The organism is Myxococcales bacterium, from assembly GCA_012517325.1.
Classification (GTDB): domain Bacteria; phylum Lernaellota; class Lernaellaia; order Lernaellales; family Lernaellaceae; genus JAAYVF01.
This window is the reverse complement of the sequence record JAAYVF010000048.1, coordinates 1-20,352: the sequence shown is the minus strand read 5'-3', so window position 1 is coordinate 20,352 and position 20,352 is coordinate 1. Positions and strand designations below refer to the sequence as shown.

The window sequence follows — 20,352 nt, the reverse complement described above, 5'->3', positions numbered from 1 at the left end:
AAAAAAACGCCCGACCCTGGAACGGGTCGGGCGAGGCAAGTTGCGATCAGCGGTCGCGTTGACTCAGTAAGTCGGAATCAACGATAGGATGTCGAAGTTGGTCCACATGTTGATGGCATTGACGTATTCGCCCAGGATGTTGACCGGCGCGTAGGCATCGGGGTTGATGCTATCCCTGAAGTTGAACCCGAAGAGCAGGATGATGTCATCCGCGGCCGGAGTGATTCCCATCTCCTCGGTCGGAATCTGGTATTCCGTGACCGAAGGCGGCATCTGGGCGAAAATCACCTTGCAGCCGGGGCAGGAAGCACCCGGGATATAGACGAGCATGTACAGCTCCGGAGTGATGGATTCGGTGTCGGCCAATTCCCAGGAAACCAGTCCGGTTGTGTCGTCATAATAGGTATTTGCCTCGTCGAATTCCGGCAGGAAATCGGTGTCGGCGTCGATTGTGACCCCTGAGGTCCATGGATCGATGCGATCCGAATAGGTGAATGCAAAGGAGAAATTCGCGCTGGTGAAATCGGAGGCCAGCAGATCGGTCCGGGCGGCGGCGATCAGGTACTTGGCGTCGGGCACCACGTTGTATTTCAACGAGGCCGCACCGTCTTCCGCGATGGAAAGGCCCATCGGCAGCAGGGCCCGATTCGGAATGTCGGCGGCAAAAGCGGCCAGATAATCGTAGTCAGGGGAGGCGTTGGCCACCGTCAACGGGATGCTGTAAGCAGGCTTGAAAGTGTTCAGGTCGGGCGCTCCCGTGCCGTTCCACGCCGGATCGACGCCGACGTACTCGAATGACAACGCGTCGTTGATGAGCGGATTCAGTAGCGGCACGATGCAGGCGATGATGTCACCGCCTTCGCCGATACAACTGATCAATTCCAGTAAGCTCGCCATGTCGGGGATCGCCTCAATGACGTCGACCCGCGCGATCAAACCTTCAAGCGGATGTTCGGATAATGCGGCGTCAACCGGAATATTAAAATAAGGGTTTTCGCCTTGAATGGTGAAGACGTCGGGAATGGAAAGGTCCAATGCCGGTAAATAAACGTTCAACGGCAGTTCGGTTACCTCAGGACCGCTGCCGGTGTCGATCGTCAATTCAAACTTCGAATTGGCGAAAAGACTCAAATCATCGAGCGAAAGAACATGGCGGCGAGAAACGCCGGGGATGGTGATCCCGGCATAAAGCGGTTGGGTGAAGAGGCCCAATAATCCCGGATTGGTCAACTCGAGGGGATCGCCCTCGTAAAGGAAACTGCCGTCATCGGAATCGTTGTAAGTCCGGTTGTATTCATCCGGGCGCAAACGGAAATACATGACATCCGCATCCGCCTGATAACTCCAAGCCCAGGAATTCGGCGCCCAGGCGGTCACTTTTTCGACGCCTTTTTTCATGATCACCACGGCATGGCCGGAAGCATCGGTCGTATAGGTGTCGGAACCATGAAGAATGGTGGCGCCTTCGATCGGTTCGCAGGTGCCGTCGTCGTAGACGTAGACATCGATCTGACTGCTGGGTGTATCGCCGCCGATCATCAGGCCTTCGCCCAGCGATTCCGGATCCGGAATTTGGCAGACGATCGGGTCATAGGTGATATCGTCGTTGTCGTCGTTGTCGTCATTATCGTCATTGTCGTCATTGTCGTCGTTATCGTCATTATCATCGTTGTCGTCGTCATCGTCGTCGGTAAAGTCATCATCCAGATTGTCATCGTCGCCGGTATCGTCATCCAACACCCGCGAATTATCGTTTTCATCGCCGCCGCCGCCACAAGCACCGGCGAGCAGGCCGACGATCGCGATGCATAATAGGATGAAAAATACGGTGCTTCTGGTGCTCATTTATTAATCCTCCTGATTAAATCTATTTGTTGTGCTAACGAGCGCAGACCGAATGAAAAACGAAAATGCCGACAAACCGATCTGTTCTCGCTGGAATCATAGTGCCCTTGGCAATCAAAGGCAACCATTTCTTGCTTGCGATCGACAAACGCTTGGTTACATTCATCAGAGGGTAACCGCTCTCGGCGATATTCCGAGAGTCTACGGATGATTCGGGGGGATCATGAACCCTGGGGCTCGATCACCGGTTCGCCAACCGGTTCTATTTTTCGGCCATGGCTCGCCGATGAACGCCATTGAGGACAATCCATGGAGCCGTGGATTTCGCGCCATCGGTTCGTCATTGTCGCGGCCACGGGCCATTCTTTCCGTGTCCGCCCATTGGTATCTGCCGGGTGTTTTTCTGACGGGCGATGAAATGCCGCGGACAATTCATGATTTCGGCGGTTTTCCGCGCGAGTTGTTCCAGTTGTCGTATCCGGCCCCCGGCTCGATGGAATTGGCGACTCGGGTCGCCGAATTGTTGGCCGCCGATGAAGCCGAGGTGACGCTGGACTGGGGGCTCGATCATGGTACCTGGACCGTGCTTCGTTATCTGTTCCCAAAAGCCGATGTTCCGGTAGTGCAACTCAGCATCGATTCGCGGCTGCCGCCCGCGGCTCATCTGGCATTGGGCAAAAAACTGGCGCCGCTACGCGCGGACGGCGTGTTGGTGATGGGCAGCGGCAATGTCGTGCACAATCTCGGATATGCCTTACGCGCCGATCTGCGGGGCGATCGATCGACCCCGACCTGGGCGGCGTGGTTTGACGACGAAGTAAAAAAAGCGGTGGCGCAAGGCGATGGCGACCGGTTGGCGCATCTGGTGGATAGCGAAGACGGTCGATTGTCACACCCGACGCTCGATCATTACCTGCCGCTGCTTTATGCCGTTGGCGCGGCCGGTGAAAGCGAGCAAATCAGTTTTCCAATCGAAGGCTTCGATTTGGGTTCGTTGTCGATGCGGTCGATTCATTTTTCCTGAAACGAAGCGAAATTAGTCATCGTCGATCAACGCGCCGGTTTCCTCGCCAGAAAACCGATCCACCCGTTGCCGAGCGTCAAATCGTTGTAAGCGGTCAGCATCATCGAGTGGAAGCCGACTTGATGAAGAATCGCTTCGATTTCGACGGGTGAGAAGAGCGTCAGTTCGTGGCGTTCCGCGCTGCGGCGATAGAATTCATCCAACCGTTGAAAAACCACAATATCGCGCGTCAGGGTTTTGGTCGCCGGGTCCTCCGCGACCCGGAAATAAATCGACCAATCGGGCGTCTCCCGGAATTGTTCGCGCGGATTGGGCACGACGCGGCCGGGTGTCGCCACGTCAAACAGGAAAATGCCGCCCGGTTTCAAGGCTTGAAAAATCCGTCGCGCGGTGCGGGTAAACGCCGTCGGACCGGCCCGGTCGTCGAACCGGTAATTGAAAATTTCACCGATTGCGGTGACGGCGACGGCGGCCGGCAGTTCCGTGTCCAGAATCGACGCTCGGATAAACCGTGCCAGCGGCGCCTGGGCGGCGGCGATTTCCAGCATCGCGGCGGACAAATCGATGCCGAGGACATCGTAGCCGGCTTCCGACAGGATTTTCGCGGAAATTCCGCTGCCGCAACCGAGATCGACCACGGTTCCATCATTCATTCCGGCGCCTTGCAGATGAGCCAGCAAGACGGCGGCCGCCGCGCGCGCGACATCGCCGAATCCTTCGTGGTGAATGCGAGCCAGATCCGTTTCGTACATTGGCCTGCCTTTACAAATGTTTTTGCCGCCAGATGCTGCCGAGCACGAATCGGACGGCTTCCCAGGATGATTCCACGCCGAAGGCCCGGCGCGCGGCGGCCAGCGGGCGGCGAAACGCCGCCAGGTGGGCGCGATAGATTTCTTCCGCCGGTCGCTCACCCTCGGTCAGCATCCGCGTTCCGGTTGCGGCCAGGCGCGAAGCCACGGTGTCCAGCACCTGCCGGCCCAAGTCGGCCGTCGCCGTATTTTTCGGGCAGATTCCCATGATCCCCTGTTCGATGCCGCGCTGGCGCAACGATCCGGTATCGTCGGGCAACCGCGATAAATCCACCAATGTCGGATCGATGGCCATGAGGAGGGAGGTTTCCCACTTGGCGGCATGGTCGCCGAGATATCCCAGGTCCAGGGCGAGCGCTTGTTCGGGAATGCCCAGCGCGCCGATGCCGCGCGCGCGGCTCAACCGCCGGCATTCCGCGCGAAGCAGCGTAATTTGCGCCGCCGGGTAGTGCCCCGTCAGAAGAATGATCGAGCGAAACCCCCAATCGGCCAACGAGTTCAAGGTGCGCCGCACCAGTTTCTTCATGGCGCGTTTGGAATAACAAAAGGTGAAGGGAAAAGACAGGGTGTGAAAAGCGCCCCAATAAACCGGCGGAAATAACACGCCGCCGCTGATCTTTGCCGCGGCGCGACAGATCGCCTCGGCCTTGATGCCGTCCAAGCCGAGCGCCGCGTGCTCGCCGTGCCATTCCAGCGCCCCGAACGGAACATAGGCGATTGGGGTTCGGTCGATCATTGCGCGCACTTCATGCGGCCGGGCGCGTTCGAATTGAATGAATTTTGGCGGCTGCCGATCCTCGTTCGCCATGCCGTGGCTCCTTGCGGAAAAGATTTTCTTTCGGACCCGCTAACGGCGGATCGCCTTTGAGCCGGAATCCGGTCGATGATACCATGAACGGCAGAGCAACCGCGGAGAGAAAAACAATGAAGCGCTGGTGGATATTGATTTTCCTGATCGGCTTTGCGGTGGGCTTTTCGGCCTGTGGCGGCAATGGTTCCTCGGGCGATGACGATCACGGCGACGATGATTCTTCCGTGAGCCCGGTCGATGACGATACGGCCGGCGACGTCGATGACGACGACGACAACGACGATTCGTCACCGCCACCTTGGAATGAACCCGCGCTGCCGCTTCGGCAAACGACCAGCCTGGACGGCACCTGGTCCTTTACCCCGGAAGGTTATCCGGCGCGCGACGTGACGGTGCCCTGTTTTTGGGAAGCGCTGCCTTCCTGGCCGGATTGGGAGCAATACGCTTGCCCGGAATACCTGGCCGGAACGCCCGACGAATTTTTACAGATCACCGAAGGCGAGGGCTGGGAAACGCGCACGATCCATCGTGGCACGTACGAATTGTCGATCGATTTGCCCGCGCCGCCGCCGGTGACGCGGCTGCGCTTCGAGGCCATTCATCACCAGGCGACAGTCTTTCTGAACGACACCGAAATCGGCACGCATACCGGCCCCTATTGGCCGGTTACCTTCGACGCCTCGACCGCCGTGCGGACCGGTGAAAACGCGTTGCGCGTGGAGTTGAACGACGGCCAGGCGCTGCTCGGCGACGACGGCATCACCCGCTATCCGGTCGGCTATTACAGCCTCACGGACATCACCGGCCTTTATCGGTCGGTCACGTTGGAGCAGTTGCCGGCGATTTACCTCGACGATGTTTTCATCATCCCATCGACGCGCCGCGACGACCTGACGATCCAATACACCCTGGTGAATTCGACCGATCACGACACCGCGGTCTGGGTGATGAGCCGCGCCGTTTCGAATTCGGCCGCGGTGGAACTGGAAACGACCGCCCGGCGCCTGGAGATCGCCGCCGGTCAAAAGGCGAAAGTGGTCGTTGTCGCGGACTGGGACGGGGCGGAGCGGTGGACCCCCGTCAACCCGGCGCTCTATACGTTGCGTTCCCTGGTTATGGACGCGACCGGCGCGCCGCTGGATTTGCGCGAGGATCGTTTCGGCTTTCGCGAGGTCTGGATCGAGGACGGGCATTTCATGCTCAACGGCGAGCGGCTCAATTTGTTCGGCGATAATTTAGACGATCAGGCTTCGCGGCCGCGTTATTGGGGACCGCGGTACCTTTCCTGCGAAACCGCGCCCGAAACCTTTCGCCGCCTGAAAGAGGATTTGAACATCAACCTGGTCCGCTTTCATCAGGCGCCGCCCGCGGAATGCCTGTTCGCTCTCGCCGATGAAATGGGCTTGATGGTGATTTCCGAATCGCCGATTTACGCCCGCGTGGATATTCTGCCGCCGTTCAATCGCGGCGAGGAATACGTCGAAAACGGCCGCCGCTGGCTGGCGGATTGGGTGGTGAGCCAACGGAACCATCCGGCGATCGTCATGTGGTCGCTGGAAAACGAGATGTTCATGTACGGTTTCGGGCTGCGGATGGAGCAGGTGTTTTCCTTGCGGATTCCCGCCCAGGAAGCCGATGCGGTCCGGCGTTCGGACGGCGTCGTCACCACGCCGCGCCCGGTGAGTTGGGACGGCGACGGTTCGTTCCTCTGGTGGTTTTATCCCGCCAAGCCGGAAACGGTGAACTGGCACTATCCGTTCCTGAACTATTTCACCATTTATCCGGGCAACGAGTGGTTTACCGACGCCATCGCGCACTACGAACCGTTTCTGATCGACGGGGTGCCGACGGGCGTCGGTGAAACGATGGTCGACCGGCGGACTCCCGAGGAAGGCCAGACGCTGGACATGGCCAAGGCCTTGCAAGGATCGGCGGTCCGCGCGATGCGGATTCTCGGTTTCTCGGACATCCGGCCGTACAAACTAAATTGGGCGTGGCACGATTTCGATCCGGAAGGCAACGAGCACCCTTGGGCGCCTTATTATCACGGCTTGTATACGATCGAGGAGAAGGAGCGGCTCGTCAAACACCTGCGCGAATCCTATCATCCGATCGCGGTTTTCGATTTCGAATACACGCGGGTCGGACCCAATGAGGACGGGTCGTTCGGCCCGGTGGCCTTGCCGGCGGCGACGGCGGTCGAGCGCACCTTGGTGGCGCTCAACGATTCGTTCCTTCCCGGCGCGTCGGAAACAGTCGCTTGGACGGTCGTGGACGAAACCACGCAAACGGAAATCGCCGGCGACGAATTCACGCTTGTGGTGCCGCAAGGCGGCTCGCGCGTGAGGCCGATTTCGTTCGAGACGCCGGCGGTCGACGAGGAACACGAGTTGGTTCTGTCGGTCACCGCGACGATGGAAGATCTGCCGAACGGGCCGTTCAACACCGGATATCGATTTGTCGTCGGGCCGTAGGAAAAAGCCGCCGGCCACAAGGGAAAACACCGAGTGAAGGACCGCCGTTTTTATACCGAAGCCAATCGCGAGGCCTGGAACCGGGCCGTACGCGTGATGCGACCGCAACGCGGCGAAAGCCTGGAGCGCGATCTCGCCCGGCCGGATTTTTCGGCGCTGGATCGGGAACTGGCCGCCCAACTGGCCGCGATCGGGTTGGCCGGCAAAGCGGTCGCCCACTTCTGCTGCCACAACGGCATCGAACTGATCTCGATTCTGCGGCAGGGCGCCGCGCGCGGCGTCGGTTTCGATATCGCCGACGAGGCCGTCGCCGAGGCCAGGAAACTGGCCGCACTGGCCGGCGTTGCCGCCGAATTCGAACGGACCGACGTGTACGACATCGCGGCGACGCACGACGGGCGGTTCGACCTGGTATTGTTCACAATCGGCGGTCTGTGCTGGCTGCCCGATTTACCGGGCGTTTTTCGCATCGCCGCGCGGTTGCTGCGGCCCGGCGGCGATCTGGTCATCAGCGACCTGCATCCGTTCACGATGATGCTGCCCGTTCCCGGCGAGGAGGCATTTCACGATCCCTACCGCGTCGAGTATTCCTATTTCACCGGCGAACCGGCCGTGAGCTGCGACGGCATCGACTACGTCGGCCATACGAAATACGACTCCACCGCGAAGTACGATTTTCCCCAGAAGCTGTCGGACGTCGTCAACGCGTTGCTTGGTGCGGGATTCTCGCTGCTTTCGCTGACGGAGTATCCCCACGACATCGCCAATCTGTTCGGGCACCTGGAAAAAGACGGCAAAGTGCCGCTTTGTTACTTGTTGCGGGCCCGTCGTGCAGGGATCGATCGCGGTATTTAGCCCTTGCCCGCGCGGCGGCAGTGGCCGTATCCTTTACTGGAAAGTTCTTTCGTCGACGACGTCGCAACCGGGAGGGCCCGCCCATGCGGTTCGATCCGTTTCGCGTCAGTCTATTCGATTTGCTGGCGCCTTTGGCGAAAACCGTGGATTTGATGTCCGCGGAAGTAGCGCAACATCACGAACGCGTCGCCTATCTTTGCCTGCGCCTGGCGCAGGAATTGAATTGGTCCGAGGCCCGCAAATGCGAGGCGGTCACCGCGGCCTTGCTGCATGACATCGGCGCGTTTTCCATTCTCGATCGCCTGGCGCTGTTGCGGTTCGAGGAAGAGGATACCGAACGCCACTGCATCGCCGGCGCGCTGCTGCTGGCCGATTTCCCACCCTTGGCAAACGCCGCGACGATCGTTCGGCATCATCATGCCAATTGGCGCAACGGCCCAGAACCGGGCGGCGACCCCACGGTTCCTCCGGCCAGTTACCTCATTTATTTGGCGGACCGGGCGGCCGTATTGCTGGACCCGCAAAAGCCGGTGTTGGCCCAGGCGGCGGCGATCGCGGCGCGAATCCGCGAAGGGCGCGGCACCCGCTTCGCGCCGGAGATGGCGGACGCCTTCGCCTCGCTGGCCCGCCGCGATTATTTCTGGCTGGAAGCGGCGACCTTTTCGCTCGAACAATTGCTGAAGCGCGATTGTTCCGGCCAGGACGTGTCCCTGGGTCTGGACGAACTGCTGGCGTTCGCCAAGCTGCTCTGCCGAATCATCGATTTTAAAAGCGAATTCACGGCGACGCACTCGAGCGGCGTCGCGGCGGTCGCCGTGGCATTGGGGCTCGCGGTCGGTTTTTCCGACGCCGAAAGCAAGCAACTGCAAGTCGCGGCGTTTCTGCACGATCTGGGAAAACTGGCGGTTCCCGCCGAAATTCTGGAGAAAGCCGGCCGATTGACCGACGAAGAACGCTTCGTCATGCGCACGCACGTCTTTCACACCTACCGGATTCTCGATCCGATTCCCATGCTACGGCAGATCAGCGATTGGGGCTCGCTGCACCAGGAGCGGCTCAACGGCAGCGGTTATCCGTTTGGGCGTCAGGCGGCGGACATTCCGCTGGGCGCGCGAATTCTGGCCGTCGCCGATGTCTTTACCGCGCTCGCCGAAAACCGGCCGTATCGCATCGCCATGTCGTTGGAGGAAGTCACCGCCGTCCTGCGCGAAATGGCGGCCGAAAACGAATTGGACGAAAGCCTGGTCGAGCGACTACTGGCCGATCTTCCCGTCTACGATCGCGCGCGCGAGGCGGCGCAACGTCTGGCGAGCCAGGAGTATCAATCCTTCCATCTGGCGTTATAAACCAAGGCGCCCTACGCCTCGGCCAACGGCACCATGATTTTCGTTTGCAGCTCTTTCGGCGGCGTCGTCCGCGGATCGTTCAGATAGATCTCGAAGGAGAAATCCAGCGGTCGCATCTGCTCGGCGAGCATGCGGTTGTAGAATGCCTTGTACGTCGCGCCGATTTTCTGATACGGGCCCTCGTGCAGGCAGGCGACGACCCGATCGAACGGATATTCCGCGCATTCCATTCCGGCCGGCGCGGCCAGCGGCGCTTCCAATGGGAAGCCGATCTCGAAATGCCAGGTGTAGGTAAAGACACGCCACAGCATCTTGAGCGGGTTCTGTTTGCCGACATCGTCCCACGAAAAACCGTGATATTTGGTGAACGGCGCCTGCTTCATCTCCACGCCCTGGGCTTGCAGGTACTCGGCGATTCGCTGAAAAGCCTGGCCGATCAACTTGGGCATTTGCATCATCTTCGCTTGCGCCTTGATGACCATTGCATAACGAAACGGCATGTCCTCGATTTGGCAATGAATCGCCATGGGTTCCTCCCAATCTTCGGTAGCTTAGTCGTTGACGACGCGAAAGCAGTAAGTGATCGGCGTGCCGGCCTTGAGCATGTGCCAAACCGGGCACAGTTGCTGTTCGCATTGGTTCAGCACCTTGGCAAGCACGGCAGGGTCCACCGCGCCCTTGATCACGAATTCCAGCGAGATTTCGGTCAGCACCGTCGGGTGTTCGTCGCGCCGCAAGCCGCGCGCATTGACCGTCAGGCCAGTCAGCGGCTGGTGCATCCGTTGCAAAAGCAGCCCGACCGCGCTGCCGCCGCAGACGGCCAGACTCGACAGCAGCATACGCAGGGGCGTCAGGCCCGCGCCTTTTTCGCCGGGCTTCAGCGGGTAATCCATGCTGACCGCATGGTCGCCGTCGCCGGCGATGAAATGCATCCCGCCCTGATGAATCGCTTGAATGGTGAGTTCGGTGGGCATGAGCGTCTCCTGGTTTCGGTTCGACAAGACGCGGCTATATTGTTGCGGGCCGCGGTGCTTGTCAAAACCATCAATCAGGAAACGGCGCCGGTCCCCTTCGGCGGCACGGCCGACATCATGTGTTCGGCGATGGCCGTGATGGTCAACGACGGGTTGACGCCGAGGTTGGCCGGCATGTTGGAGCCGTCGACGACATAAAGGCCCCGGTAGCCGAAGACGTGGCCGAATTTGTCGACCACCCCGTGTTCCGGCCCGGAGGCGATGGGGCAGCCGCCGAGCATGTGCGCCGACAGCGGCCGATTGAGCAGCACCTCGGACACCGCGCCCTGGGGAATGCCGCCGATTTTTTTGGCTACGGCGCGCGCGGCGTGGTTGGCTTCAGGGATGTAGGTCGGGATGCCGCCTTCCGGCGTTTCCGACGCCAAGTGCTTGCGCCAGGGCATCAGCCAGCTCCGCTTCAGCCGGATGCGCAAGCCGTTATCGAAAACCTGCATCACCAGCAGGATGATCGTCGATTTCGCCCAGCCGGGCACCCAGAGGCTGCGCAGGAAATGCGTCGGGTGGGTCAGGCAGGTCCAGAAAAATTTCAGCGGCCGGGTCCATTTGGTGCCGCTGTCGGTCAGCGGTTGCGCCAGGAAGCCCATCACGTCGGAGCCCTCGGGGTAGCGCGTGACCTCGATGCTGGTCGAATCGTTGACGTTCAGGTACGAGGTGATCGCCACGCCGTCGCAGAATTTTTTGTTCTTGTCGAGTGCGCGCATACCGGTCAGCACCTCGGAGTTGGTGCGGAACTTGTAGCCGAGGCGGTCGGAGATCTTCGGCAGGTAGCCCATTTCCTTGCAATGCAACAGCAGTTTCAGCGTGCTGAGGGTGCCGGCGCTGACGACGACCTGCTTCGCCCGCCAGACTTTTTGATCGCGGGCGAACGCGGCGGTGGCGCGGCGCGATTCGATGAAGTAGCCCTGGTCGCCGTCGGGACGGATCGCGGTGACCAAGGTTTCGGGAACGATTTGCACGCCCAGTTTTTCGGCGAGGTAGAGGTAATTCTTATCGAGGGTGTTCTTGCCGCCGGCCCGGCAGCCGATCATGCAGCCGCCGGTGAAGTCGCAACCCGTCCGCGCGGGGCCCTGGCCGTCGAAGTACGGATCGGGAACGGTGACGTTCGGGTCGCCGAAAAAGACGCCGACTTGCGTGGGGGTGAAGTGGTCGCTACGGCCGATGTCGGCGGCGTATTCCTTCAACACCTTGTCGGCTTCGGATTCCTTGGGGAACTGGGCGACGCCCAGCATTTTTTTCGCCATCCGGTAGTGCGGTTCCAGGGTCTTCTGCCAATCCGGGTCCAGGTCCACCCATTGCGGATCGCGGAAGAACGGCGGCAACGGTTCCATGAGCACGTTGGCGTAATTCAGGCTGCCGCCGCCGACGCCGGCACCACCCAGGCCCATGAAATCCTTCAGCAGCCAGATGCGTTGGATGCCGTGGCAGCCGAACGCCGGCGCCCAGAGAAAGCGCTTCACGTCCCAGTTGGTCTTGGGGAAATCCTCCGGTCGCCATCGTTTCCCGGCTTCCAGGACGCAGACGCGGTAGCCTTTTTCCGCCAACCGAAGCGCGCTGACGCTGCCGCCGAAGCCGGAACCGATCACGATAAAGTCAAATACCTCTTCCATTGGAATCTCCGCAATTGGCTGCATTTGGAGGGACGTTTAGTTAATACAGAATGAAAAGGCGGCTGGCAACCCGCGATCGCCAGCCGCCGCTTTTTTCAAACCGGGGCAAAATGGCGGATATCGAGCAACGAACCGATCCGCTCTTCCGCGAAAACCGCCTTGACCTTCAGGCCGATTTTCACCGCCTCCGGCGGCAGCTCGGCCACCAGGTGCACGAAGGGGGTATCCGCGCCCTCCAGCTTGATCAGCGCCAGCACGAACGGCGTCGGCAGCGGATAGTGCGACTCCTGATGGTGCACCACCGTGAAGCCGGCGATTTCGCCGACCGGGCTGAGTTCCACCCAGTTTTCGGAGATGTCGGTAAAGCAGCGCTCGCACGTGGCGCGCGGTGGAATGGTCACTTTGTTGCACTTCGGACACCGTTGGCCGAGGATTTTTTTCTCGTCGCGCAGGGCGATGAGAAAGCGGCTGCCCACGGCGCCGGCGAAATATTGATAGGGTAAAGCCAGTTTGCCTTCGACAACCCAGCAATTTTCGTTGGCTTCGCTCATGTCGCGGCTCCTTTCAGATCAATTCGAAATACTTGATATCGTGCATCGAACCGGTGCGGTGTTCGTTGAAAACCGCGCGCACCCGCAGCCCGTGCTTGATCTTCGCCGGATCGGTCTCGTTGAGCAGGTGCCACAACGTGTCCTTGCCGACGACGCCGTCGAGCAGCACGTTGACGGTGGTATACGGCGCCTTGCGTGCTTCGCCGGTGAGCGGATCGGGACTGGCGTAATAGACGAGGTCGAAACCGGAAATGACGCCTTCCGGACCGACTTCGACGAATTCCGTCACCGGGGCGCGGCAGATCGCGCAAACCTCGCGCGGCGGCAACTGGAACCGCCCGCAGACGCCGCAGCGATTGGCCATGATCCGCTGGTTGTCGCGCAACTCCCGCAGAAAGCGCCCCATCACCGGGCCGGTGGCGAAGCGCATCGGGATCGACAGCACCTGGCGCAGAACGATGAGATTTTGTTTGACGTCGGTCATGCTTGTTCCTCCCCGAGATTGGGCTTGTCCTTCGACAGGAGCACGAGAACGGTCCACAGGGTGCCGCCGAAACCAGAGGCGAGGGCGCGACGGACCGGCTTTTTAACCTGGTGCTCGCCGGCCTGACCGCGCACCTGCAGCGCCGCCTCGGCGACCCGGAGCATCGCGGTCGCGCCGATCGGATTGGTGGCGACCACGCCGCCCGACGGGTTGATCGGATAGGGGCCGTCCAGGGCGATTTCCTCGTTTTCGATCATCTTGAGGTGCTCATCGCCTTCCAGCAGGTAAAATTCGCGGAGCCAATCCAGCCCCCACCAACTGGACGGATCGTACATTTCGAACACGTCGATCTGCCGGCGGGGATCGGTGATACCGTTGCGCGCGAAGAGCTTTTGCGCGGCGTAACGCTGCGTCGTGGGTTCCGCGCTTTTCACGAACAGGTTGAAGGTTTCCTCGCGGTGCACGGTGACGTGGTCCACCATCCAGGCGGGGTTGTCCAGGTGGTGTTTCTCGATCGCCGCCTCGGAGGCGAAGATCATCGCGCAGGCGCCGTCGCTTTGCGAGCACATATGGACGAGGCGCAGTTCGCCGACCAGCGGCGGCGTGTTGGCGATCATCGCCGGAATCATCTCGTCGGCGAGGCTGAGCCGGCGATGGGCGTGGGGATTTTTCATCGCGTGCTTGTCCATGATGACCCGATGCTTCATCGCCGCGTGCTTGGCCCGGTCGGCGCCGAATTCCTCGATGACCTGGTCGGCAGTCATGCCGGTCAGCGCGCCGGTCTGGATTTCACGGCCCCACAGCGGATCGGCCATGTTCGTGATGCCGCCGGTGGTGTGGCCTTCCTGTAGTTTTTCGAAGCCGATGGCCAGGACGATGTCGTGCAACCCGCTGCAGACCAGTGCGTCGGCGACGCAGACGAGAGTCGCGCCGGTGGTGCCGCCGGTCGTGACGCGCAGGCCCGGTTTGCCATAGGCGCCGTCGCCGATGACGTGCCACAGGTCGGGCTGGTGCACCATTTCAAACAGTTCCATGTTGCCGTGTACGACGCAGTCCACGTCGTCGATAGTCAGCCCCGCGTCTTGCAGCGCCAGCACGACCGCTTCGTGGATCATCTCCGGTTGGTTGACCTCTTCGCGGTGACTCGAATGCATGGATTGGCCAATGCCGACAATACCAACATTGCGATTTCGTTTCATGGTGCTGCCCTCCTAGCTTTCGAGGACCACGACGGTGTGGTGCTGTCCGGCCGGCCCCGTCGTTCCTTGGGCGACCGCCCGTTTGGCGTTCTTGACCTGGGCCGCGCCGGCTTCGTGCCGTAACTGCCGCGCCGCCTCGGCCACGCGCGCCAGGCCGCCGAGCAACATCGGAACGCCGGCCAGCGTGCCGCCGGTCAGGTTCAGATTCGCGGCATCCGGACCGTTCGCCGCCAGCCAACGATCGCCTTCACCGTCGCCGCACAGACCGAGCCCTTCGGCCCAGAGCGGCAATTCGTAGGCGTAGCGATCGCTGACCTCGAACAGATCGGCTTGTTTCGCCGGATCGGTCAGCCCGGCCATGCCGTAGGCGCGCGCCGCCGCTTTTTTCAACGAAAAATTCGCGGTCAGATCGCGGTCGCCGAGGAAAAAGCTGTCGTAGCAACTGCCGACGCCGGTGAGCCAAACCGGTTTGTCGGTCAGTTGGCGCGCCCGTTCTTCCGAGGCGACGATCATTCCGATGGCGCCGTCGCTGACCGGGTAGGTCATCAGTTCGCGGAGCGGCGCCGCCAGGTAGGGCGAAGCGAGCACTTCCGCCGCCGTGACCGCGGGCAGGTCCTTGATGTATGGATTGCGGGCGGCGTTGCGCCGCGCCCGGACGACGAGGTCCGCCAGCCGCGCTTCGGTCAGGCCGGTTTTGCGGGCATACGCTTCGGCCTGCAGGCCCGCCGCCGTCAGGTAATCGAGCCCGACCGGCCGGGTGAAGAACGGATCGAACGCCATGTGGGTGACCAGGTTGCGGCTGCCCGGCTGGCTTTCCTTGCAGTGCGCGACGATCATCACCACGTCGGCCTGGCCGGACAAAACCATCGCCATGGCGTAGTAGACGGCTTGCGCGCCGTCCTGCGACACCTTCTCTTCACAGCGATAGTGCGCGCCGACGGTGTCGGTCATCGCGCCGTCGGAGATTGTGCGCCCGTCGAACAGATCGTCGGAGACAGTGACGATGTGATTGATGCCGGTGTTTTCCGCGAAATCCAGGCCGGTGGCTTTCAGCAGGGGCTCCACCACCTCCCAGCCCATGTTCTGTTGTCGCTGATACCATTTGTCGCGCTCAAAGGCCGTTTGGGCCACGGCGCAAATCGCTGCTCGTCTGGTCATCCGCCTTACCTCCTTTGTCAATCGGAAGGGATTTCCGGGTACATTTCAGCAATCAGGGACGCGAATTTCTGCTGCACGACCTTGCGCTTGACCTTCAGCGTCGGCGTCAGTTCGCCGCTCTCCAGCGTCAGGTCGTGATCCAGCAAACGAAAATCCTTCACCGTCTCGAACTTTGCCAACCGCTGGTTGATTTCCGCGATCCGCCCGCGGATCAGGTCGACGGCCGGCTGGCAGGTCGCGATCGCCGCGCGCTCGGGCAGGGCGAATCCTTGCTCCCGGACGACCGGCGCGAGGGCGTCCATGGCCGGGACGATCAGGGCGGTGAGGTATTTCAGTTTGTCGCCCAGCACGACGGCCTGGGCGATGAACGGATCGGCGATCAGCATGCTTTCGATTTTTTGCGGGGCGATGTTCTTTCCGCCCGAGGTGACGATCAGGTCCTTCTTGCGGTCGGTGATCCGCAACATACCGTCCGGATCGAATTCGCCGATGTCGCCCGTGTGCAGCCAGCCGTCGACCAGGGTCTCGGCGGTGGCCTCTGGCAGGTTGAAGTAGCCGGCGAACACCGCCCGGCTGCGCATCAGGATTTCGCCGTCGGGCGCGATTTTGATCTCGACGCCGGGCAAGGGCAGGCCGACGGTGCCGAAGCGGTGCCGGCGCAGGGTGTTGAGCGTCGCGGGGTCCGAGCACTCGGTCATGCCGTAGGCTTCGAGCGTCAGCACGTCCAGGGCATAAAAATATTCCGCGATTTCGCGGCTCATCGGCGCGCCGGCGACCGCCAGCAGCCGGACGCGCCCGCCGAAGCGGGCGGCGATTTTGTCGTAAACCAGCGCTTTGGCCAGGCGATGCTGGAGCGACAGCCAGGCCGGCAACGGCTGGTTCTTTTCGCGATACGGGGCGGATTCGCGGCCGACGGCCAGCGCCCAAGTGAACAGCTTTCGGGTGATCGCCGGCGCGACGGCGGTTTTCGCGATGATCGCGGCGTAAACCTTTTCCAGCACGCGCGGGACGGTGCACAGGATCGTCGGTCGAACCTCCACGAGGTTCTCGGAGAGTTTGTCGATGCTTTCGGCGAAACAGATTTCGATGCCGGCGCGCAGGGACGGATAGAATTCGCCGGCCCGCGCGTAAATATGGCTGAGCGGCAGGAAGCTCAACACCACGTCGCCGGGAGCGATCTCGAAGAAATGAAGCACGGCGTCGCTGATGAACAGGAAGTTGTCGTGCGTCAGCATCGCCCCCTTGGGCAGGCCGGTGGTGCCCGACGTATAAACCATGGTGACAATGTCGCCCGGACCGATGTCCCGATAGCGCGCGGCCAGGTCCGTTTCGTCGAGATCGTCGCCCAGACGGCGGAAGGCTTTGTAGGAAAGGACGCGGGGATCGTCCGCCGCGCCGTCGATTAAAATGATTTGTTGCAGGTGCGGCAGAGTGTCCGCGCCGACCGCCACCTTGGCCAACTGTTTCGCGTCTTCAACGACGGCGATGCGCGCTTGGCAATTGTTGGTGATGTACTGCGCCTCGGCGGCCAGCAGCGTCGGGTATATCGGCACGAGGATGCCGCCGGCCATTTGCACGGCCAGATCGACGGTGACCCATTCGTGGCGGTTTTTCGCCGCGATGGTGACCACGCCGCGCGGCGGCAGCCCCATTTTCACGAATGCCCAGGCCAGGCGTTTGACCTCGGCGGCCCACTCGTTCCAGGTGATGCCGAGCCAGCGGCCGTCCCGCTTGTAGCGCAGGGCGACGGCGTCGCCGCGCCGCCGGACGACCTCCAGGAACAGTTCAACGAGATTTCGCGGTTCAGCCATGTTCCCTCCTTGCCTCGGGATGGCCGACTTCCAGGGTTTCTAAGTCCAACGGGACAGGCAGTCCTTGGCGATCATTACTCGTTGAATCTCGTTGGTGCCTTCGCCGATCTCGCCGAGCCGGGCGTCGCGATACAGGCGCTCGACCGGAAATTCGCTCAAATAGCCGTTGCCGCCATGGACCTGCACCGCCCACGAACTGATTTTCGTCGCGGCTTCCGTCGCGAAGACCTTGGCGCAGCGGCCGACCGGATCGGCCTCCGGATCGCGGTTGTCCAGCAGCCAGGCCGCGCGGCGCACGAGCAGCGTGGCGGTGTCGATCAGCATTTTCATGTCGGCAAGCTTGAAGCCGACCTCCTGAAAACTGATGATCTTGTGCCCGAAGGCCTTGCGGCGATGCGCGTATTTCGTTGCTTCGTCGAAGCAGGTGCGGGCGAGACCGATCGCGCCGGCGGCGAAACCGATCCGGCTGCCGACCAGCACCTTCATCGCCTGGTCGTGGCCTTTGCCGGCTTCGCCGAGCAGCGCGTCGGCCGGAACCCGGCAATCCGCGAACCGCAATTCGCCGGTGGGCGAACCGCGATACCCCATTTTTTTCAACGGTTCGCCGCGCGAAAATCCGGGCGTGTCGCGGTCGACGACAAACAGGCCGGTGCCGTCCTCCTTGCCGTCGCGGACGATCTTGGCCAATAGAATCGCGAAATCGGCGATGGGCGCGTTGGTGATGAACGACTTCGTGCCGTTGATCACCCAGCCGTCGGCGGTCGGTTCGGCGCGGGTTTGCACGGCGTGCAGATCGGTGCCGCCTTCGGGTTCGGTCAGTGCGAAGCAGCCGATTTTTTGCGCCTGGGCCAAGGCAGTCAGGTAGCGGTCTTTTTGCGCCCCGGAACCGTAGGCCAGCAACGCCGCGCCGCAGATATCGACGGAAACGCTGGCGGACAAGAACGTCGCGGGGCAAGCCTGTGCCAGTTCCTCTTGCAGCGCGACCGTCTCCACCGACGGCTGGCCCTGGCCCCCGAACGCGGTGGGATATTGCCGACCTAAAAAGCCGCCGGCAGCCAATTTTTGAAGGTTTTCGCGCAACAAGGCCTGGGCGCGTTCGGCCGGCATCTGGTCGAGTTCCATTGCGTGCGGGGCGATCTGCTCGCGGCAAAATTTGGCGAAGGCCTTCAGGTCGGCATTCATGGCGGGGGTGTAGTCGAAGTTCATTATTTACCTCCCGGGAGACTGCGGGCGATGATCATGCGTTGGATTTCGCTGGTGCCGCCGCCGATCGCGCCGAGTTTGCTGTCGCGGAAAAAGCGTTCGACCGGATACTCGTGCATCAGGCCGTAGCCGCCGAAGATCTGCACCGCGTCGTTGGCGGCCAGCATGCCGGTTTCACCGACGTACAGCTTCGCGACCGAGGCATCGAGGTGGTTGAGCGGTTCGCCCTGGTCCTTCTTCCAGGCGACGCGATAGACCAGGAAACGGGCGGCCTCGCAGTAAATCCGCAGATCGGCCAGTTTGTGCTGCACGGCTTGAAATTCGGCGATGCGCTTGCCGAATTGCTTGCGCTCGTCGGCGTATTTCGTCGCCGCCTTCAGGCTGCGCAGCGCCGCCCCGACCGCCGGGGCCAGCAGCGCCGAGCGGTCCCATTCCACCGTGCCCAGCGCGATCAGAAAGCCCATGCCTTCCTGGCCGAGCAGATTCGCGGCCGGCACTTGGGCGTTCTCGAAAATCAGTTCGGAGGTCTGGCTGGTGCGCACGCCCATCTTGTGCAGAACCTTACCGACCGAGAACCCGGGCGTCCCTTTCTCGACGATGAAGGCGCTGATGCCCATCGGCCCGGCATCCTTGTTGGTGACCGCGAAAACCACGATCACGTCGGCGATCGGGCCGTTGGTGATGAACATCTTCGTACCGTTGAGCTTCCAGAGGTCGCCCTGACGCTCGGCCCGGGTGCGAATGGATGCGGCGTCGGAGCCGGCGTCGGGTTCGGTCAACGCCATCGCCCCGACCAGTTTGCCGGAGGCGAGGCCGGGCAGGAATTTCTGTTTTTGTTCCGGCGTGCCGTAACGCAAAATGGTGTCGCCGCACAAAAACGAATGCGCGCCGTAGGCGAGGCAGAGGCCGCCGTCCGCGCCGCCCTCGGCCAGCGCCTCGCCCGCCAGGCAGGCGGTGACGACGTCGGCGTTGCTGCCGCCGAATTCCTCGGGAAAATGCAGGCCGAGCATGCCGAACTCGCCCATCCGGCGCCAGGCATCCCAGCTCCATTCGGCGTTCAGGTCCGTTTCCTCGGCCAACGGCGCCAGTTCCTTCGTGGCGAACTTCAGCACCTGTTCGCGAAACGCAAGTTGTTCCGGCGTAAACGAAAATTCCATGGAGTTCTCCCCGCTAGAATGTGGATCGGCCGCGGTTCAGACGAATCGCGGCACGGCTTTACCCGCGCGGATGGCGCGGATGATTTCATCGGGATCGCGAGCGCATTCGAGCTCGATCCAGGCGCGGCCGCAGCCCAAAGCGGTGTGGCTGTCGTCGGACGCGACCTTGGGATAAGGCAGACGCGGATCGTTCCATTGCGGGGTGTAAAAACCTTTGCTGCTGATTTCGATCGCGTCAAGCGGCAATTTCTTCGCCACGGCCGCCAAGATTTGTTGCAAATCGCCGAAGGGCAGGTCGTACTCGGCCGGATGATTGAAAACGTGCAACGTTTCCCGCTCGCCGTAAATGCAATTAACGTGAATGTAGCCGCGCTCGTGAATGGTCAACTCAACGCCGGGCAGAATCAGTAGCCCGTCGCGCGAGGGCGGCAAAAGGTCGCGCCAGTTCGGACGCAACAGGTAGTCGTGGTCGGTGATCGCCAAGACGTCGAACCCCAGGTGCTGGTAATGGTCGGCGAGCTGCGCGGGCGCCAGCCGGCCGTCGGACATCGTCGAATGGGCGTGGAGGGCGATTTTCAACGGCGGCATGTCAGTGCTCCGCCGCCAGGACGCTGCTCAGGCCGGCGCGGATGAAAGCGACGGCTTCCTCTGCCACTTTGCGGCGATCCTTCGAACCGGTTTCCCAGATGTAATAGTGATAAGCGACGCGTTCGAGCATGCCCAGCAGGCTGACCGCCACCACCTGGGCGCGTCGCGCGGTGGCGCGGTCGCGCCGTCCGGTGACGCTGAAAATCGCGCCGACGATGTCGTCGATCAAGCCTTGAAAGATCGCCTTGCGTTGTTCCTCGATGGCCGCGTTGACGCCCACGGCCTCGCGCAGGATCAGCACCACGAGCTCGTGATGGCGGCGGCAGAAGCGGTTGAAAAAGGCGCGGCCGGCTCGCTCGAACCGGTCGAGCGGCGGCCCTTCGCGCTGGAACGCCT

General features: G+C 61.7%; 19 protein-coding genes. 4 read left to right on the top strand and 15 right to left on the bottom strand.

Translation table 11 applies throughout. From position 1 onward, the window contains the following. Positions 1 to 63: 63 nt before the first annotated feature. Complete coding sequence (locus GX444_08945) at positions 64 to 1,845, bottom strand: hypothetical protein (protein ID NLH48717.1); 1,782 nt, start codon at positions 1,843 to 1,845, stop codon at positions 64 to 66. Between the two features lie 223 nt (positions 1,846 to 2,068). Here GX444_08945 and ygiD point away from each other — a divergent pair, with 223 nt between their 5' ends. Continuing rightward, entirely contained in the window at positions 2,069 to 2,869 is an 801-nt protein-coding gene (gene ygiD, locus GX444_08940) for a 4,5-DOPA dioxygenase extradiol (GenBank protein NLH48716.1), read from the top strand. A gap of 26 nt (positions 2,870 to 2,895) precedes the next feature. On the opposite strand, the gene GX444_08935 is transcribed toward ygiD, so the two are convergent. Both GX444_08935 and GX444_08930 read right to left on the bottom strand, forming a co-directional pair. Beyond that, on the bottom strand, positions 2,896 to 3,621 hold the full coding sequence (locus GX444_08935; protein NLH48715.1) for a class I SAM-dependent methyltransferase: 726 nt from the start codon (positions 3,619 to 3,621) through the stop codon (positions 2,896 to 2,898). A gap of 10 nt (positions 3,622 to 3,631) precedes the next feature. Continuing rightward, positions 3,632 to 4,486, bottom strand: a complete 855-nt coding sequence (locus tag GX444_08930) for a creatininase family protein (protein ID NLH48714.1) — start codon at positions 4,484 to 4,486, stop codon at positions 3,632 to 3,634. Between the two features lie 116 nt (positions 4,487 to 4,602). On the opposite strand from GX444_08930, the gene GX444_08925 reads away from it, so the two are divergent. The 3 genes from GX444_08925 to GX444_08915 all read left to right on the top strand — a co-directional run bounded on the left by GX444_08925 (position 4,603) and on the right by GX444_08915 (position 9,164). Further along, positions 4,603 to 6,963: a hypothetical protein gene (locus GX444_08925; GenBank protein ID NLH48713.1), complete on the top strand. Its 2,361-nt coding sequence runs from the start codon at positions 4,603 to 4,605 to the stop codon at positions 6,961 to 6,963. A 33-nt stretch (positions 6,964 to 6,996) separates the two neighbouring features. Next, entirely contained in the window at positions 6,997 to 7,818 is an 822-nt protein-coding gene (locus GX444_08920) for a class I SAM-dependent methyltransferase (protein ID NLH48712.1), read from the top strand. Between the two features lie 83 nt (positions 7,819 to 7,901). Continuing rightward, positions 7,902 to 9,164 carry an HD domain-containing protein gene (locus GX444_08915; protein ID NLH48711.1) on the top strand — a complete coding sequence of 421 codons (1,263 nt, stop codon included), beginning with the start codon at positions 7,902 to 7,904 and terminating at the stop codon, positions 9,162 to 9,164. A gap of 11 nt (positions 9,165 to 9,175) precedes the next feature. Here GX444_08915 and GX444_08910 read toward each other — a convergent pair whose 3' ends face one another. From GX444_08910 to GX444_08855, 12 genes are all read right to left on the bottom strand, one after another. Beyond that, positions 9,176 to 9,691 carry a GyrI-like domain-containing protein gene (locus GX444_08910; GenBank protein ID NLH48710.1) on the bottom strand — a complete coding sequence of 172 codons (516 nt, stop codon included), beginning with the start codon at positions 9,689 to 9,691 and terminating at the stop codon, positions 9,176 to 9,178. A 24-nt stretch (positions 9,692 to 9,715) separates the two neighbouring features. Continuing rightward, a complete protein-coding gene (locus GX444_08905; GenBank protein ID NLH48709.1) occupies positions 9,716 to 10,138 on the bottom strand; it encodes an OsmC family protein in 423 nt (140 codons plus the stop codon). 74 nt (positions 10,139 to 10,212) lie between these two features. Then, positions 10,213 to 11,805 carry a GMC family oxidoreductase gene (locus GX444_08900; protein NLH48708.1) on the bottom strand — a complete coding sequence of 531 codons (1,593 nt, stop codon included), beginning with the start codon at positions 11,803 to 11,805 and terminating at the stop codon, positions 10,213 to 10,215. Between the two features lie 95 nt (positions 11,806 to 11,900). Further along, a complete protein-coding gene (locus tag GX444_08895) occupies positions 11,901 to 12,356 on the bottom strand; it encodes a Zn-ribbon domain-containing OB-fold protein (GenBank protein NLH48707.1) in 456 nt (151 codons plus the stop codon). A gap of 13 nt (positions 12,357 to 12,369) precedes the next feature. After that, entirely contained in the window at positions 12,370 to 12,840 is a 471-nt protein-coding gene (locus GX444_08890; protein NLH48706.1) for a hypothetical protein, read from the bottom strand. Next, positions 12,837 to 14,039: a thiolase family protein gene (locus GX444_08885; protein NLH48705.1), complete on the bottom strand. Its 1,203-nt coding sequence runs from the start codon at positions 14,037 to 14,039 to the stop codon at positions 12,837 to 12,839. Before GX444_08885 ends, GX444_08890 begins: the two co-directional genes overlap by 4 nt. Positions 14,040 to 14,051: 12 nt before the next feature. Next, entirely contained in the window at positions 14,052 to 15,197 is a 1,146-nt protein-coding gene (locus GX444_08880) for a thiolase family protein (protein NLH48704.1), read from the bottom strand. Positions 15,198 to 15,214: 17 nt separating this feature from the next. Continuing rightward, positions 15,215 to 17,008, bottom strand: a complete 1,794-nt coding sequence (locus GX444_08875) for a long-chain fatty acid--CoA ligase (protein NLH48703.1) — start codon at positions 17,006 to 17,008, stop codon at positions 15,215 to 15,217. A 39-nt stretch (positions 17,009 to 17,047) separates the two neighbouring features. Beyond that, the gene (locus GX444_08870; protein NLH48702.1) at positions 17,048 to 18,214 is read right to left on the bottom strand and encodes an acyl-CoA dehydrogenase; all 1,167 of its coding nucleotides are present in this window, start codon (positions 18,212 to 18,214) and stop codon (positions 17,048 to 17,050) included. Further along, a complete protein-coding gene (locus tag GX444_08865; GenBank protein NLH48701.1) occupies positions 18,214 to 19,368 on the bottom strand; it encodes an acyl-CoA dehydrogenase in 1,155 nt (384 codons plus the stop codon). The genes GX444_08870 and GX444_08865 overlap by 1 nt, the downstream gene beginning before the upstream one ends. A 36-nt stretch (positions 19,369 to 19,404) precedes the next feature. Next, a complete protein-coding gene (locus tag GX444_08860; protein NLH48700.1) occupies positions 19,405 to 19,956 on the bottom strand; it encodes a hypothetical protein in 552 nt (183 codons plus the stop codon). A 1-nt stretch (position 19,957) separates the two neighbouring features. Then, positions 19,958 to 20,352: hypothetical protein (locus GX444_08855; GenBank protein NLH48699.1), on the bottom strand; the 395-nt coding region annotated here is incomplete at its 5' end.